15 protein-coding genes are annotated in these 16,422 nt (G+C 68.7%); 13 read left to right on the top strand and 2 right to left on the bottom strand.

What is annotated here, in order from left to right:
* Window positions 1-82 precede the first annotated feature (82 nt).
* A complete protein-coding gene (tesB, locus tag C507_RS21890) occupies window positions 83-991 on the bottom strand; it encodes an acyl-CoA thioesterase II (RefSeq protein ID WP_018701002.1) in 909 nt (302 codons plus the stop codon).
* 155 nt (window positions 992-1,146) lie between these two features.
* On the opposite strand from tesB, the gene C507_RS0117400 reads away from it, so the two are divergent.
* The 10 genes from C507_RS0117400 (at window position 1,147) to C507_RS0117355 (ending at window position 10,660) form a co-directional block, all read left to right on the top strand.
* Window positions 1,147-2,376, top strand: coding sequence for a ubiquinone biosynthesis hydroxylase (locus C507_RS0117400; RefSeq protein ID WP_018701001.1), 1,230 nt, complete (start codon window positions 1,147-1,149; stop codon window positions 2,374-2,376).
* A gap of 59 nt (window positions 2,377-2,435) precedes the next feature.
* Window positions 2,436-2,627 carry a twin transmembrane helix small protein gene (locus tag C507_RS0117395; protein WP_018701000.1) on the top strand — a complete coding sequence of 64 codons (192 nt, stop codon included), beginning with the start codon at window positions 2,436-2,438 and terminating at the stop codon, window positions 2,625-2,627.
* Between the two features lie 60 nt (window positions 2,628-2,687).
* Window positions 2,688-3,257 carry a cob(I)yrinic acid a,c-diamide adenosyltransferase gene (locus tag C507_RS0117390; RefSeq protein WP_018700999.1) on the top strand — a complete coding sequence of 190 codons (570 nt, stop codon included), beginning with the start codon at window positions 2,688-2,690 and terminating at the stop codon, window positions 3,255-3,257.
* Window positions 3,258-3,459: 202 nt separating this feature from the next.
* Complete coding sequence (locus C507_RS0117385) at window positions 3,460-4,209, top strand: electron transfer flavoprotein subunit beta/FixA family protein (RefSeq protein ID WP_018700998.1); 750 nt, start codon at window positions 3,460-3,462, stop codon at window positions 4,207-4,209.
* A gap of 75 nt (window positions 4,210-4,284) precedes the next feature.
* Window positions 4,285-5,223 carry an electron transfer flavoprotein subunit alpha/FixB family protein gene (locus C507_RS0117380; protein WP_026319205.1) on the top strand — a complete coding sequence of 313 codons (939 nt, stop codon included), beginning with the start codon at window positions 4,285-4,287 and terminating at the stop codon, window positions 5,221-5,223.
* Between the two features lie 145 nt (window positions 5,224-5,368).
* Window positions 5,369-6,247 carry a 3-hydroxybutyryl-CoA dehydrogenase gene (locus tag C507_RS0117375; protein WP_018700996.1) on the top strand — a complete coding sequence of 293 codons (879 nt, stop codon included), beginning with the start codon at window positions 5,369-5,371 and terminating at the stop codon, window positions 6,245-6,247.
* Between the two features lie 82 nt (window positions 6,248-6,329).
* Window positions 6,330-7,070, top strand: a complete 741-nt coding sequence (locus C507_RS21885) for a thermonuclease family protein (protein ID WP_018700995.1) — start codon at window positions 6,330-6,332, stop codon at window positions 7,068-7,070.
* 5 nt (window positions 7,071-7,075) lie between these two features.
* On the top strand, window positions 7,076-8,566 hold the full coding sequence (locus C507_RS0117365) for a M48 family metalloprotease (RefSeq protein WP_018700994.1): 1,491 nt from the start codon (window positions 7,076-7,078) through the stop codon (window positions 8,564-8,566).
* 121 nt (window positions 8,567-8,687) lie between these two features.
* Complete coding sequence (locus C507_RS0117360) at window positions 8,688-9,467, top strand: dienelactone hydrolase family protein (protein ID WP_040401377.1); 780 nt, start codon at window positions 8,688-8,690, stop codon at window positions 9,465-9,467.
* A gap of 113 nt (window positions 9,468-9,580) precedes the next feature.
* Window positions 9,581-10,660 carry an ArsO family NAD(P)H-dependent flavin-containing monooxygenase gene (locus C507_RS0117355; RefSeq protein ID WP_018700992.1) on the top strand — a complete coding sequence of 360 codons (1,080 nt, stop codon included), beginning with the start codon at window positions 9,581-9,583 and terminating at the stop codon, window positions 10,658-10,660.
* 560 nt (window positions 10,661-11,220) lie between these two features.
* On the opposite strand, the gene C507_RS0117350 is transcribed toward C507_RS0117355, so the two are convergent.
* On the bottom strand, window positions 11,221-12,441 hold the full coding sequence (locus C507_RS0117350; protein WP_018700991.1) for an argininosuccinate synthase: 1,221 nt from the start codon (window positions 12,439-12,441) through the stop codon (window positions 11,221-11,223).
* A gap of 264 nt (window positions 12,442-12,705) precedes the next feature.
* Here C507_RS0117350 and C507_RS0117345 point away from each other — a divergent pair, with 264 nt between their 5' ends.
* The 3 genes from C507_RS0117345 to cobT all read left to right on the top strand — a co-directional run bounded on the left by C507_RS0117345 (window position 12,706) and on the right by cobT (window position 16,397).
* The gene (locus C507_RS0117345) at window positions 12,706-13,335 is read left to right on the top strand and encodes a J domain-containing protein (RefSeq protein WP_018700990.1); all 630 of its coding nucleotides are present in this window, start codon (window positions 12,706-12,708) and stop codon (window positions 13,333-13,335) included.
* 70 nt (window positions 13,336-13,405) lie between these two features.
* Window positions 13,406-14,392: a cobaltochelatase subunit CobS gene (gene cobS, locus C507_RS0117340; RefSeq protein ID WP_018700989.1), complete on the top strand. Its 987-nt coding sequence runs from the start codon at window positions 13,406-13,408 to the stop codon at window positions 14,390-14,392.
* 94 nt (window positions 14,393-14,486) lie between these two features.
* Window positions 14,487-16,397 (top strand): cobaltochelatase subunit CobT, encoded by a 1,911-nt coding sequence (gene cobT, locus C507_RS0117335; protein WP_018700988.1) that lies wholly within the window; start codon window positions 14,487-14,489, stop codon window positions 16,395-16,397.
* Window positions 16,398-16,422: the final 25 nt, after the last annotated feature.

Raw genomic sequence — 16,422 nt, 5'->3', positions numbered from 1 at the left:
CATCGAATGCGCGCAAAGCAGCGCACATCGGGAATTCCAACGGGCGAAATGCCGGATTCTGAGGACGAAAAGGTCAGATTGCCTAAAAATTAGGCTCTACGACAGGGACTCCGGAGGGCGGTTCACCCTCGCCGCGGCGCGGCCGGATCAGCCCTTCCTGCGAGACCGAGCAAACCAGGGCGCCCTTGCGATCGTAAATGAGACCGCGGGTGAATCCCCGCGCCCCGATCGTCGTCGGTGCGTCCTGGGCATAGAGCAGCCAGTCGTCGGCGCGGAACGGGCGGTGAAACCACATGGCGTGGTCGAGGCTCGCCACCTGCAGGGCCCGGTCGAAGACCGAAGTTCCGTGCGGGAACAGCGCGGTGTCGAGCAGCGTCATGTCGGATGCATAGGCGAGGACGCACTTGTGAATGCCGGGATCGTCGGGCAGCGCGCCGGTGGCGCGGACCCAGACATATTGACGGGGCTCCAGCTTCTCGCGGCTGACATAGTGGCGCAGGTCGACGGGCCTGAGCTCGATGGGCCGCTCGCGCTCCCAGTAGCGGCGCACGTTTTCCGGCGCCCGCTCGATGACGCCCTGCTTGAACTCCTGCTCGCTCGGCAGGTCTTCGGGCATGGGAATGCCCTCGGGCAGCGCGAACTGGTGTTCCGGCCCGTCTTCCTCGATGTGGAAGGAGGCGGACATGGAGAAGATCGCCTTGCCGTGCTGGATGGCGACGACCCGGCGGGTGGTGAAGCTGCGGCCGTCGCGAATCCGGTCGACCTGGTAGATGATCGGCACCGACGGGTCGCCGGGACGCATGAAATAGCCGTGCAGCGAATGAACCGGGCGGTCCCCGACGGTCCGCGTCGCGGCCACGAGCGACTGGCCGATGACCTGGCCTCCGAACACCCGCTGCCATCCCACCTGCGGGCTGCGGCCGCGGAACAGGTCCTGCTCGAGAGGCTCCAGGTCGAGGGTCGCGAGAAGGTCCGCAACGGCAGTGCTCATGGGAGATCCTTCAGCAGCGCGGCCCGATCGCCGCAGGGGCAAGCCGCGCACTTGCCCCCGGGCGCAAACGACTGTCAAGGTGGCCGCCGCCGGCGGAACGGCCCGGCACCGGTGGCCGTTGCGGTCCGGACAGTGAGAGTGTGAGGCGCAGGACAATGAGCCGGGTTTCCGATCCCATCGACGTGGCAATCGCGGGCGCAGGCTCTGTCGGCCTGACCCTGGCCCTGGCCCTGAAGAAGGCGGATCCTTCACTGTCCGTGGCGGTGATCGATCCCCGCCCGATCGCCTCGGTGAAGGGCGACGACCGCGCCTCCGCCATCGCCGCCTCGGCCCGGCGCATGCTGGTGCGCCTCGGCGTCTGGTCGGCGGTGGCCGCCGACGCCCAGCCCATCACCGAGATGGTGATCACCGACAGCAAGCTGCGCGACGCGGTGCGGCCGGTGTTCCTGAGCTTCGTCGGCGACGTGGAGCCGGGCGAGCCCTACGCGCACATGATCCCCAACGAGACGCTTTTCCCGGCGATCGCCCAGGCCGCGCTGGCGGCCGGCGTGCGGGAGATCTCGGGAGAGACGGTGCGGATCTTCGATGCCGACGACGGCGGTGTGGACATCCGGCTCGACTCCGGCGGCACCCTGCGGGCCAGCCTGCTGGTCGCTTGTGACGGGGTCCGGTCGCGACTTCGGGGACTGGCAGGCATCGGCACCGTGGGCGAGGCCTACGACCAGAGCGGCATCGTCACCACGGTCCGTCACGAGCTGCCGCATGAGGGCCGCGCGGTGGAGCATTTCCTGCCGGCCGGGCCGTTCGCCATCCTGCCGCTGAAGGGCAATCGGTCCTCTATCGTCTGGACCGAGCGCAGCATCGAGGCGAAGCGGCTCGTCGGCCTCGACGACTTCTCCTTCGAGATCGAGCTCGCCCGCCGGTTCGGCCCGGAACTGGGCGAAATCCGCCTCGACGGTTCGCGCTCGGCCTACCCGTTGTCCGTCCAGATCGCGCGCGCCTTCGCGGCGCCGCGCTTTGTCCTGGCCGGCGACGCCGCCCATGCGATCCACCCGATCGCCGGACAGGGCCTGAACATGGGCTTCCGCGATGCCGCCGCGCTGGCGGAGGTGGTGGTGGAGGCCCGCCGCATCGGCCTCGACATCGGCGCCATCGACGTGCTGGAGCGCTACGAGCGCTGGCGTCGCTTCGACACGCTGGAAATGGCGGCCACCACCGACATCCTGAACCGGCTGTTCTCCAACGACCTTGCGCCGGTGCGGCTGGCGCGGACCGTCGGGCTCGGCCTCGTCGACCGGCTGCCCGGCCTGAAGCGCGTCTTCATGCGCCAGGCCGCAGGCTTCGACCCCAACGAGCCGCGTCTCTTGCGCGGCGAAGCCATCTGATCCACATCGCGAAACTCGAAACGGCAGCTCGTCCGGGCTGACCCGAAAGGCCCGACCCGATGGAAGTCATTCTCTACAATCTCATCCCGATCGCGATCGGCGCCGTGGCCATCGTGCTGGTGCTCGGGCTGATCAACCTCGTGCGGGGCGGCAGCTCCAGCCGGTCGCAGACGCTGATGCGCTGGCGCGTCGGGCTGCAGTTCCTGGCCATCATCCTCATCATGGCCACGCTCTATCTCATCGGGCGCTGACGCCTCTCTCATCAAGCAGGCGCGCCCGCGCTCGCGCGCGAAGAACCCGGAGACGCCCTCATGGTGGTCCTGAACAAGATCTACACCCGCACCGGCGACGACGGCTCGACGGCACTGTCCACCGGCGAGCGGCGGCCCAAGTCGGACCTCAGGATCGAGGCCTACGGCACCGTGGACGAGACCAACGCGACGGTGGGTCTCGCGCGGCTGCACTCCGACCGGGCGCCGGAGATCGACGCCATGCTGGCGCGCATCCAGAACGAGCTGTTCGATCTCGGCGCCGACCTGGCGACCCCGCCCAACGGGCCCTACGAGGACAAGGCGCTGCGGATCGTGCCGAGCCAGGTGGAGCGGCTGGAGGGTGACATCGACCGGCTGAACGCCGGGCTCGATCCTCTGCGCTCCTTCGTGCTGCCCGGCGGAACGCCGCTTGCCGCCCATCTGCACCACTGCCGCACCGTGTCGCGGAGGGCCGAGCGCCTTGCCGTCGATCTCGCCGCGCGCGAGCCGGTGGGCGAGGCGGCGATGCAGTATCTGAACCGGCTGTCCGACTTCTTCTTCGTGGCCAGCCGGGCCGCGAACGAAGGCGGTTCGCGCGACGTTCTATGGGTGCCGGGGGCAACCCGCTGAGCGCGGTTGTGGCGGCGCAGCAGGGCGCGCTGCATTGCAGCGGGCAGCGTCCGGGTCTCTGCGTTGACACCCTTTTCGGCCGCAAGTACGGTCCCGCCACTCTCCGGCAACGTGGGCTTTTTCGGCGCCGGACGACGCAGTGTCGAAGGTCCGGAACCGGCGTGTCCAGCGCCTGGCGCGGAGAGATTACGGGAGTGGTTTCATGAAGATCGTTGTGCCGGTTAAGCGCGTCGTCGACTACAACGTGAAGGTCCGCGTCAAGCCGGACGGGTCCGGCGTCGAGCTGGCCAACGTGAAGATGTCGATGAACCCGTTCGACGAGATCGCCGTCGAAGAGGCGATCCGGCTGAAGGAAGCCGGCACGGCCACGGAGATCGTCGTGGTCTCCATCGGCCCGCAACAGGCGCAGGAGACGCTGCGGACCGGCCTCGCCATGGGCGCCGACCGCGGCATCCTGGTGAAGACCGACGCCGTGCTGGAGCCGCTGGCCGTGGCCAAGGTGCTGAAGGGCGTGGTCGAGGCCGAGGAGCCGGGCCTGGTGATCCTCGGCAAGCAGGCCATCGACGACGACAGCAACCAGACCGGACAGATGCTCTCCGCCCTTCTCGGCTGGGCGCAGGCGACCTTCGCCTCGAAGCTGGAGATCTCCGGCGACAGCGCCGAGGTCACCCGCGAGGTTGATGGCGGCCTGCAGACGGTGAAGGTGACGATGCCGGCGGTGGTGACCACCGACCTGCGCCTCAACGAGCCGCGCTATGCCTCGCTGCCGAACATCATGAAGGCGAAGAAGAAGCCCATCGACGAGAAGACCGTCGAGGACTACGGCGTCGATCCCGCACCGCGGCTGGAGATCCTCAAGACCGAGGAGCCGGCGGTGCGCCAGGCGGGCGTCAAGGTGGCGGATGCCGCCGAGCTGGTGTCCAAGCTCCGCAACGAGGCGGGCGTCCTCTAGGGCCCGTCCGGCACCGACGACTGATGCATGCCGGCGGGCGATGCCGGCCAAGGCAACGAAGAGAAGAGCAAGACCATGACGACCCTTCTGGTTGCGGCCCACGACAATGCGAGCCTGAGCGAACAGACCGCAAAGGCGCTGACGGCGGCGAAGGAGCTGGGCGGCGACGTCCACGTGCTCGTGGCGGGCAAGGACTGCCGCGCGGTCGCCGACCAGGCGGCCAAGCTCGACGGCGTGGCCAAGGTGCTCGTGGCCGAGGCCGACGGGTATGCCGCACCGCTGGCCGAACCGCTCGCGGCGCTGATCGTGTCGCTTGCCGACGGCTATGACGCGCTGGTGGCTCCGGCCACCACGTCGGGCAAGAACGTCATGCCGCGCGTCGCCGCGCTTCTCGACGTCATGCAGATCTCCGAGGTGATGGCGGTCGAGGCGCCGGACACCTTCAAGCGGCCGATCTATGCCGGCAACGCCGTGCAGACGGTGAAGTCCACCGACGCCAAGAAGGTGATGACGATCCGCACCGCCTCCTTCCAGGCCACCGGCGAGGGCGGCTCGGCCCCAGTGGAGGACGCGGCGGCGGCCGCCGATCCGGGCCTGTCGTCCTTCGTCGGCGAGAGCCTGTCGGAATCCGACCGGCCCGAGCTGACCTCGGCCAAGATCATCGTCTCCGGCGGCCGGGCGCTCGGCTCGGCGGAGAAGTTCGAGGAGGTCATCACCCCGATCGCGGAGAAGCTGGGCGCGGCCATCGGCGCCTCGCGCGCCGCTGTCGACGCCGGCTACGCCCCGAACGACCTGCAGGTGGGCCAGACCGGCAAGGTCGTGGCGCCGGACCTCTACATTGCCTGCGGCATCTCCGGCGCGATCCAGCATCTCGCCGGCATGAAGGATTCCCGCGTGATCGTGGCGATCAACAAGGACGAGGACGCGCCGATCTTCCAGGTCGCCGACTACGGCCTCGTGGGCGACCTGTTCCAGGTTCTGCCGGAGCTCGAGGCGGAGCTCGACAAGAAGTAGGCCTGCGCCGGATCGGCAACAGCGGGCCGGCAAAGTGGAGCGGCCGGACCGCCACGACTTGTGCCGGACCGGGGATTGACCCAAAGTCGCGCCGTCGGGCGCCAACTCCATGTGCTGGGGTGCCCGGGCACCGATCGAGGACAGAATGGTCGAGATTAAGAAAGTTGGTGTGATCGGCGCAGGCCAGATGGGCAGCGGGATCGCGCACGTATGCGCCGTCGGCGGGTTCGAGGTGCTCCTGCACGACGTGAGCATGGAGCGGATCCAGTCCGGCCTCGCCTCGATCACCGGCAACATGGCGCGCCAGGTCTCGTCGGGCCGCATCGAGGACGACGTCCGCAAGACGGCGCTGGAGCGGATCAACCCGGCGGAGCATCTCGACGCGCTTGGCGACGTCGACCTGATCATCGAATCGGCCACCGAAAACGAGCAGGTGAAGCGCAAGATCTTCGCCCAGGTCTGCCCGCTGCTGAAGCCGGAGGCCATGCTCGCCACCAACACCTCGTCGATCTCCATCACCCGGCTGGCGGCCACCACCGACCGGCCGGAGCGCTTCATCGGCATCCACTTCATGAACCCGGTGCCGGTGATGGAGCTGGTGGAGCTGGTGCGCGGCATCGCCACCGAGGACGAGACCTTTGACGAGGCCAAGCGCTTCGTCGCCAAGCTCGGCAAGACGGCGGCCGTGGCGGAGGATTTCCCCGCCTTCATGGTCAACCGCATTCTGCTGCCGATGATCAACGAGGCGATCTACACGCTCTACGAGGGCGTCGGCTCGGTCGAGGCGATCGACACCGCCATGCGGCTCGGCGCCAACCACAAGATGGGGCCGCTGCAGCTGGCCGACTTCATCGGCCTCGATACCTGCCTGTCGATCATGCAGGTGCTCTACGAGGGCCTCGCCGATTCCAAGTATCGGCCGTGCCCGCTGCTGGTGAAATATGTCGAGGCAGGCTGGCTGGGCCGCAAGGCCGGGCGCGGCTTCTACGACTATCGTGGCGACAAGCCGGTCCCGACGCGCTGATCCGGTCCCAGGTCCGGGAGCGCCTTGCGGCGGCTCCCGTTCCGGTCGCCTGCCTGCCGCGGTCGCGGCCTTCCTTTTCCTGATGATCTCGACGACGGCACCGGCGGCCTCCTCCGACGGGGACGGCGCGGCCGGGTGCGCGCCGCGCACGACCCAGCCGGCGCGGGTGGCGGCGGTGGAGGACGGCGTCACGCTGGTGCTGGCGGACGGCCGCCGCGTGCGGCTCGCCGGCCTGCACGTGCCGGAGGCGGGCGAGACGCGGGCGCGTGCGCATCTGTCGGGCTGGACCGGCCGCGCGGTGCGGCTTGCCCCGCTGGAGGCGCGCGATCGCTACGGCCGGATGGTGGCGCACGTGTTCTCCGCCGATGGGCGGGAGTGGCTGCAGTTTATGGTCGCACGGGCGGGCGATGCCATCGTGTTGCCGCAACTGTCGGACGACCCTTGCCTTGCCGCGCTGCTTCGCGCCGAGGCGGCGGCCCGGTCGGATGCGGCAGGCCTCTGGGACGGCGTCTTGAGGATTCGTCAAGCTGCCGACCCTAGATTGGCGCGGTCCGCCGGATCGGTCGCCCTGGTGGAGGGGCGGGTGGTGTCGGTGGGAAAGACACGGTCGAACACCTTTTTGAACTTCGGACCCGACTGGTCCCTTGATTTCACGGTGATGATCCCCGTAAGCGATCAGAGGTCGTGGGGACCTGACGCCCTCCAGCCCGACGCGCTGGAGGGTCACCGGATCCGGGTCAGGGGATATCTGGAAGAGTGGAACGGCGGTTTGATCCGCGTGCGCACACCCGCACAGATCGAGCGCCTGGACGGATACGACTGACGCCGATGGCCATGGCACCCGTGAGAGCGATTGCCCGCACCGCATCCGCCGGACGCGCGCTTCTGGCCGCGTGCCTGGCCGGCGTGCTGTCGGCGTGCGTGCTGACGCCGGCGGGCGAGCCGATCATCACGTCGTCCTCGCCGGTGTCGGCCATCTCCGCCGGCGGCGCTCCGACGACGCCCACCGCGGAAACCCGCGAGCATCAGCGCCTGATCGACGCCTATGGCGGCGTCTATTCCGATCCGCAGGTGGAGCGCTCCGTGGCGCGCGTGGTCGGCCGGCTGGTGGCCGCCTCCGACGATCCGAGTCGGTCCTACCGCATCACCATCCTGAATTCGCCGGCGATCAACGCCTTCGCCCTGCCCACCGGCCACCTCTACATCACCCGCGGCCTGCTGGCGCTCGCCAACGACCGCTCGGAGCTGGCCGCCGTGGTCGCCCACGAGATGGCGCACGTCACGGCTCAGCATGCCGTCGCCCGCCAGCGCCGGGCCCAGGCGATCGCCGTGGCGAACCGGGTGGTGTCGAACATGGTCAACAACGCGGCGGCACAGGAGCAGGCCCGCGAGACGACGCAGCTGTCGCTCGCCCGCTTCAGCCAGGAGCAGGAGCTGGAGGCCGACACGGTGGGCGTGCGCACGCTCGCCGCCGCCGGCTTCGACCCGTTCGCCGCGTCGCGCTTCCTGGAATCCATGCGCCGCTACGCCGCGCTGCAGAGCGCCTCGTCCAGCCGCGAGGGCCTCGACTTCCTGTCGTCGCACCCGGCCACGCCGTCGCGCATCGAGATCGCCAAGCGCTCCGCCCGCCAGTTCGGCGCGCCGGGCATCGGCGAACAGGAGCGCGACGCCTACCTGAAGAGCCTCGACGGGATGCTCTACGGCGACGATCCGCGCGAGGGCTACGTGCGCGGCCAGCAATATCTGCACGCCGGACTGGGCATCGGCTTCACCGTGCCGGACGGGTTCGTGCTCAAGAACACGCCGGAGGCGGTGCTGGCCACCGACGGCGACCGCACCGCGCTGCGCTTTGACGGGGTCGACCTGCCGGAGGGCATGTCGCTCGCCGACTATCTGCGCTCGGGCTGGGTGAAGGGGCTGATCGAGGAGAGCGTCCGCGAGGAGACCGTCAACGGCCTTACCGCCGCCAGCGCATCGGCGATCGCGGAAGGCTGGTCGTTCCGCGTCGGCGTGGTCTCGGCCGGGTCGCGCGTCTACCGCTTCATCTTCGCCACGTCGCGTCCGTCCGGCCGCTTCGACACCGCCTTCGAGGAGACCTTCTCCTCGTTCCAGCGGCTGACCCGGGCGGAACGGACCAACCTGAAGCCGCTGCGCATCCGCACCGCCACGGTGCAGCCGACGGACACCATCGAGAGCCTCGCCGCCCAGATGCAGGGCGTCAGCCCGGTGGAGCGGGAGGCGCTGTTCATGGTCCTGAACGGCATCGAGGAGCGCAACCAGCTGGCGCCAGGCCAGCTGGTCAAGGTCGTCGCCGACTGACCACCGCCGTCCTGCCTCCGGTGCGGGGGCCGGCATGGTCGTGTCGCTTTGCTGCCCTATGATTGGAAATGAGCCGGCCCCGGCCGGTCCGATCCTCATGTTCGAACGGGAGGCGAACCCCATGACCAGACCGCTCACTCTTGCTGCCGCCACGCTGGCGCTCGCCGGCTTCACCGCCCCGGCCTTTGCCGACATCGTGACAAAGCCGGTCGAGTACACCATCGGCGGCGACACGTTCGAGGGCTATTTCGCCATCAACGATGCGGCCGGCGACGACCAGCCGCTGGTCATCATCGTGCACGACTGGGATGGCCTGACCGACTACGAGAAGCGTCGCGCGGAAATGCTGGCCGAAATGGGCTATGCCGCGTTCGCCGTCGATGTCTACGGCAAGGGCGTCCGCCCGACCACGCTCGACGGCAAGAAGGCCGAATCGGGCAAGATGTACCAGGATCGCGAAACCTTCCGCCAGCGGCTGATGGGCGGCCTGGACGCCGCGGAAGACCAGGACGGTGTCAGCGACGACGATGTGGCGGTGATCGGCTACTGCTTCGGCGGTGCGGCGGCTCTGGAGATGGCGCGCGCCGGCGCCGAGGTCGAGGGCTTCGTGAGCTTCCACGGCGGCCTCGGCACGCCGGAAGGGCAGGACTACAGCGAGGTCGACGCGCCGATCCTGATCCTGCACGGTTCGGCCGATCCCGCCGCGCCGATGTCGCAGGTCGCCGCTCTCGTCGCTGCGATGGACGAGGCCGACGTCGACTTCGAGGTGCAGCTCTATTCGGGTGCCCGCCATTCCTTCACCGAATGGTCGGCCAAGGGCGACACTTCGCAGTATGACGCGGTCGCCGACCGGAAATCCTGGCAGGCGCTCCTCGGCTTCCTGAACGAAACGATCCGCTAAGGGATCGCACGGACGGCGCCTTCATCCGGGCGCCAAGACGGGCCTGTAGACGGGGCGGAGCGATCGCACCACAGTGCGGTCCCTCCGCAACGCCCGAACAGGCTCTCCCGTCCGTGACCCTCCCAGACATCGACATTTCCGACGCCAGAGCCGCGGATCCGGACGTCGCCATCATAGGCGGCGGCCAGGCGGGGCTCGCGATCGGCTATTATCTGCGCCGCACCGGCCTGCGCTTCGTCATTCTCGATGCCGAGGAGGTGCCGGGCGGCGCCTGGCTGCACGGCTGGGACTCGCTGCGCCTGTTCTCGCCGGCCGGCTACAGCTCGCTGCCGGGCTGGCAGATGCCGCCGAGCGGCAGCGACGGCTTTCCCACCCGCGACGAGGTGATCGACTACCTGACCCGCTACGAGGCGCGCTACGACCTGCCGGTGGAACGTCCCGCCCGGGTGGACGCGGTGGAACGGGCCGGCGATCGCTTGCGGCTACGGCTTGCCGACGGAAGCGCGCGCCACGCCCGCGCGGTGGTGAGCGCCACCGGCACCTGGAGCGCGCCGGTCATCCCGGACTACGAGGGACGCGAGCGCTTCGACGGGACGCAACTTCATTCCGCGCACTATCGGGGTCCGGAGCCGTTCGCCGGCAAGCGGGTGCTGGTGGTCGGCGGCGGCAATTCCGGCGCGCAGATCCACGCCGAGCTGGACGCGCATGCCCGCTCCACCTGGGTGACGCTGCGGCCGCCCGGCTTCCTGCCGGATGACGTGGACGGGCATGTCCTGTTCCAGCGGGCCACGGCGCGCGTGCGGGACGACGGCGGCGGGGCATCGGGCACCTTCGGCGACATCGTCATGGTGCCGCCGGTGAAGGCGGCGCGCGATCGCGGCGCACTGGAGACGGTGCGGCCGTTCGCGCGCTTCACCCGTGACGGTGTCGTCTGGCGTGACGGCACGTCGGAGGCGATCGACGCGGTGATCTGGTGCACGGGGTTCCGGCCCGCCCTCGACCACCTGTGGCCGCTGGGCGTCGTGGACGAGGCCGGCCGGGTCGCGGTGGAGGACCAGCGCTCCGTGGACGAACCGCGCCTCTGGCTGGCGGGCTACGGTGACTGGACCGGTGCGGCTTCGGCGACGCTGATCGGCTCCGCACGGGTGGCGCGGGACCTGGTGCCGAGGATTGCGGCGGCGCTGGGGGCGTGAATGCCGGAGGATGAACGACGAGCCGCACACCCCGGAATCCAGAGCGCTTAACCTCCGATGCGTCGGCCCGTGGCCCTGGATTCCCGCCTTCGCGGGAATGAGCGGAGGTTGGGGTGGGTGCTGGCGAACCAAACTCAGGCCTGTCCGGACCGCTCCCACCAGCGCGCGACGGCGCGCCGGCCGGAGGCCGCCCTCGCGGAGCCGACGAGCAACGCGAGTTCGGCGTGAGCGGTCAAAAATCGAGCGAGCCCGGCGTGAGGGAAAAAGAGAGGCGGCGGTCCGCGGCCCTGGATTCCCGCCTTCGCGGGAAGGAGCGGAAGTTGGGGCAGGCGCCCGCAAACCAAACTCAGGCCTGTCCGGCCCGCCCCCGCCAGCGCGCGACTGCGCGCCGGCCGAGCAATTCCAGCAAAAATGCTCTTGCGGTTTTGCGTCCGGAATTGCGACGAAGAAACCTCAGGCCGCCCTCGCGGAGCCGGCGAGCGGAAGCGAGCTCGGCGTGAGCGGATTCCTTAAGTCGCAATCGCGGACGGAAAACCGGTTCCCACTTTTCCTGCGATTGCTCAGCCCTGATCCCGCTTTGCGAGCGTCCGCAGGCGCAGGGCGTTGAGGCGAATGAAGCCGGCGGCGTCCTTCTGGTCGTAGGCGCCGTGGTCGTCCTCGAAGGTGACCAGCGCGTCGGAATAGAGCGACTTCGGCGATTCCCGGCCCTCGACGATGACGTTGCCCTTGTAGAGCTTCAGGCGGACGGTGCCCTCCACGTTCTCCTGGCTCTTGTCGATGGCCGCCTGCAACATCAGCCGCTCCGGCGAGAACCAGAAGCCGTTGTAGATGAGCTCCGCATAGCGCGGCATCAGCTCGTCCTTCAGGTGGCCGGCGCCCCGGTCGAGCGTGATGGATTCAATGGCCCGGTGGGCGACGAGCAGGATGGTGCCGCCCGGGGTCTCGTAGACGCCGCGCGACTTCATGCCGACGAAGCGATTCTCCACCAGATCCAGCCGGCCGATGCCGTTGTCGCGGCCGAGATCGTTGAGGGCAGCGAGAAGCTCGTGCGGCTTCATGGTCTTGCCGTCGATGGAGACGGGGTCGCCGTTCTTGAAGCCGATGGAGATGATGGTCGGCGTGTCGGGGGCCTCTTCCGGGCTCACCGAGCGCTGGTAGACGTAGGGCGGCGGCGTCTCGTTCGGATCCTCCAGAACCTTGCCCTCCGACGAGGAGTGCAGGAGGTTGGCGTCGACGGAGAACGGCGCCTCGCCGCGCTTGTCCTTGGTGACGAGGATCTGGTTCTTCTCGGCGAAATCCAGAAGCTCGGTGCGCGACTTGAACTCCCAGTCGCGCCAGGGGGCGATCACCTTGATGTCGGGATCGAGCGCGTAGGCGGACAGCTCGAAGCGGACCTGGTCGTTGCCCTTGCCGGTGGCGCCGTGGGCGATGGCGTCGGCACCGGTCTCGTGGGCGATCTCGACCAGGCGCTTGGAGATCAGCGGCCGGGCGATCGAGGTGCCGAGCAGGTAGGTGCCCTCGTAGACGGCGTTGGCGCGGAACATCGGGAAGACGAAGTCGCGGCAGAACTCCTCGCGCACGTCCTCAATGTAGATTTCCTTGATGCCGGCCCGCTCGGCTTTCTCGCGCGCCGGGGTCAGCTCCTCGCCCTGGCCCAGATCGGCGGTGAAGGTCACGACCTCCGCACCGAGTTCTGTCTGCAGCCACTTCAGGATGATCGACGTGTCGAGGCCGCCGGAATAGGCGAGCACGACCTTCTTGATGGAGCCGGCTTCGGCCATGTCTGATCCTCAGGGTCTTGGGAAAGGGATATGGCTGCTCTAAAAGCACACTCGTGCGGCGATGGGTAGCCGGGGGCGCGCTCCCGGGCGAATTTACTGGACTTTGCCGTCACACGATCCATCTAAAGCCGACGCGCGGAGGGCGGCTTCGGCCCCGGTGCCGCGCGGCCTCCCCGTGGCTTCCGAAAATCCCGGTCGCGAACCGATCTTCCGCTCCCGTCAAGAGTTGTTCGCTCCAGACCGCCCCCCCATAATGCCGGCGCAATGAAGTTCGACTCGAAACATTTCGACCGCATCCGGATCAAGCGCGGCGCCGAAGACGCGGCGCCCGAACAGCCGAGGTGCGCCCACGAGGGCTGCGAGAACACGGGTCTCTACAAGGCGCCGATGGGCCGCGGCCGCGAGGGGCAGTACCTGCTTCTGTGCCTGGAGCACGTGCGCGCCTACAACAAGAGCTACAACTATTTCGACGGGATGAGCGACGACGCCGTGGCGGCCTTCCAGAAGGACGCCATCATCGGCCACCGCGAGACGCGGAAGATGGGCGTGAACGCCTGGGCCGAGAAGCGGACGAAGCCGGCGGGTGCGACCGGTGCGCGCACGGCCTGGAGCGCCGGCGTCTACGAGGATCCGTTCAACATGTTCGGGGGCTCGCGGCGGGAAACGCCCGCGGGCGACAAAGCGCCGCGGCGGCCGCTTCTGGGGCCGGAACGCCGGGCGCTGGAGACGCTCGGCCTTGAGGAGAACGCCTCCCGGGACGATATCAAGACGCAGTACAAGACCCTCGTGAAGCGCCACCATCCCGACGCCAATCATGGCGACCGGGGCTCGGAAGAGCGGCTGCGAAGTATCATACAGGCCTATACGGTGCTAAGGCGCTCTGGCTATTGTTGACCGATTGCCTGCCCGGACGGGGATCGTCCGGGGGCCTCGGCGTGCGAGTGTCGCGCGCGATGGAGGAATGATGACGACTGCGACGATGGACGCTCCGGGCCTGCCGGACATGAACGTGTCGGTTCGGCAGCTCTTCGGAATCGATGCCGATTTCGAGGTTCCCGCCTACTCCGAAGCGAGCGAGCACGTTCCCGATCTCGATCCGGATTATCTGTTCGACAAGCCGACCACGCTGGCGATCCTGGCGGGGTTCGCCCGCAACCGGCGGGTGATAGTCACAGGCTATCACGGCACCGGCAAGTCGACGCACATCGAGCAGGTGGCGGCGCGGCTGAACTGGCCGTGCGTGCGCGTCAACCTCGACAGCCACATCTCGCGCATCGACCTGATCGGCAAGGATGCCATCGTCATCAAGGACGGTCAGCAGGTGACGGAGTTCCGCGACGGCATTTTGCCGTGGGCGCTGCAGACCAATACCGCCCTTGTGTTCGACGAATATGACGCCGGCCGCCCGGACGTGATGTTCGTGATCCAGCGCGTGCTGGAGGTTCAGGGTCGGCTGACGCTGCTGGACCAGAACCGGGTGATCCGGCCGCATCCGGCCTTCCGCCTGTTCGCCACGGCGAACACGGTGGGTCTCGGCGACACGTCGGGCCTCTATCACGGCACCCAGCAGATCAATCAGGGCCAGATGGACCGCTGGTCTATCGTCTGCACGCTGAACTACCTGCCGCACGACAACGAGGTCGACATCATCCTCGCCAAGTCGCCGCACTATCGCTCGGAAGAGGGCCGGGACACGGTGTCGAAGATGGTGCGACTGGCGGATCTCACCCGCAATGCCTTCATGAACGGCGACCTGTCGACGGTGATGAGCCCGCGGACGGTGCTGACCTGGGCGGAGAACTCGGAGATCTTCGGCGATCTCGGCTTCGCCTTCCAGCTCACCTTCCTCAACAAGTGCGACGAGACCGAGCAGTCGATCGTCTCGGAGTTCTACCAGCGCTGCTTCGGCAAGGAGCTCACGAACTCCGCGGCCAATGTCGTGATGAGCTGATCCGTCCCTCCGGACGGACGGCAGACGAAGAAGAAGCGGGCGAAGGCGCCGGCCGGAGCGTTCCGGCCGGGCACGCGGCCCGAGGAACCGACCGATGGCGCAAGGCAGCAACTGGCAGAAGAACGGCAGCGCTCCCCAGGGGCGCAACGAGGTCTTCAAGCGCGCGGTGTCGGCCACCATGCGGGCGATCTCGGGCGAGCCGGAGCTGGAAGTCTCCTACTCCAACGACCGCCCGGCGCTGACCGGCGGCAAGGCGCGGCTGCCGGAGCCGCCGCGCAAGATCTCCGCCGAGGACGCGGCGATCACCCGTGGCGTGGGCGACGCCATGGCCCTGAAGATCGCCTGCCACGACCCCAAGCTGCACACCAACCTGGTGCCGGACGGGCGCGAGGCGCGCGGCGTCTTCGACGCCATCGAGCAGGCGCGCTGCGAGGCCATCGGCTCGCGCCGCATGGAAGGCGTGGCCAGCAACATCTCGGCGATGCTTCAGGACAAGTATCACCGCGGCAACTATCACGAGATCACCGACCGGGCCGACGCCCCCATCGAGGACGCTCTGGCGCTGATGGTGCGCGAGCGTCTGACCGGCGAGCGCCCCCCGGCGAGCGCGGAGAAGCTCGTGGAGTTGTGGCGGCCTTGGGTGGAGGAGCGCGCCGGCCCCAACCTCGACCAGCTGGGTTCCTCGCTGGAGGACCAGCGCGCCTTCGGCACGGCGATCCGCGACGTGCTCGCCGCCCTCGACATGGCGGAGGAATATTCCTCCGAGCGCGAGGAGAGCGAGGACGAGAACACCGACAACGACGACACCTCCGACACCAGCGCCGACGACCAGTCCGGCGCGGAGGGCGACGACGAGCAGCAGGACGCCGCCGCGCCGCAGGAGACGGACTCCACCGGCGAGGAGGAAGACGTCTCGGAATCGGAGACCTCGGAGGCGACCAGCGAGGATTACCGCGAGGACGACCTGGCCGATCCGCAGGAGGCCGGCGAGGCCGCCCGCGCCGAGCCGCCCGCCGGCAACCGGCGTCCGGAGAGCGACTACAAGGTCTACACCACCCGCTTCGACGAGATGATCAAGGCTGAGGAACTCTGCGACACGGCCGAGCTCGACCGGCTGCGCGGTTTCCTCGACAAGCAGCTGGCGCCATTGCAGGGCGTGGTGGCGCGGCTCGCCAACCGGCTGCAGCGCCGGCTGATGGCGCAGCAGAACCGGGCCTGGGAGTTCGACCAGGAGGAGGGCTGGCTCGACACCGCCCGCCTGACCCGGATCATCACCGACCCGATGCAGCCGCTGGCCTTCAAGCGTGAGCGCGACGCCGACTTCCGCGACACCGTCGTCACGCTGCTGCTCGACAATTCCGGCTCGATGCGCGGCCGGCCGATCACGGTGGCCGCCACCTGCGCCGACATCCTGGCGCGGACACTGGAGCGTTGCGGCGTGAAGGTCGAGATCCTCGGCTTCACCACCCGGGCGTGGAAGGGCGGCCAGGCACGCGAGGCGTGGCTGCAGGGCGGCAAGTCGGTCAATCCCGGCCGGCTCAACGATCTGCGCCACATCGTCTACAAGGCGGCGGATTCGCCGTGGCGGCGCTCCAGGCGCAATCTCGGCCTGATGATGCGCGAGGGGCTGCTGAAGGAGAATATCGACGGCGAGGCGCTGGAATGGGCGCACAACCGGCTGCTGGCGCGCCCGGAAAGCCGTCGCATCCTGATGATGATCTCCGACGGCGCGCCGGTGGACGATTCCACGCTCTCGGTGAACTCCGGCAATTATCTGGAGAAGCACCTGCGCGGCATCATCGAGGAAATCGAGACCGCCTCCCCGGTGGAACTGATCGCCATCGGCATCGGCCACGACGTGACGCGCTACTATCGCCGGGCGGTGACCATCGTCGATGCCGACGAGCTGGCCGGCGCCATGGTGGAGCAGCTTGCCTCGCTGTTTGACGAGGAGGGCCAGGCGGCGAAGGGCGCGCGCAGGGGCCGGCCCGGCCGCGCCGCCTAGAGCGTTTCCAGGCGAAGTGGGACCC

This window comes from Amorphus coralli DSM 19760, assembly GCF_000374525.1.
Taxonomy (GTDB): domain Bacteria; phylum Pseudomonadota; class Alphaproteobacteria; order Rhizobiales; family Amorphaceae; genus Amorphus; species Amorphus coralli.
Note: the sequence above shows the minus strand (reverse complement) of the source record. Positions and strands in the feature narration are given on the sequence as shown.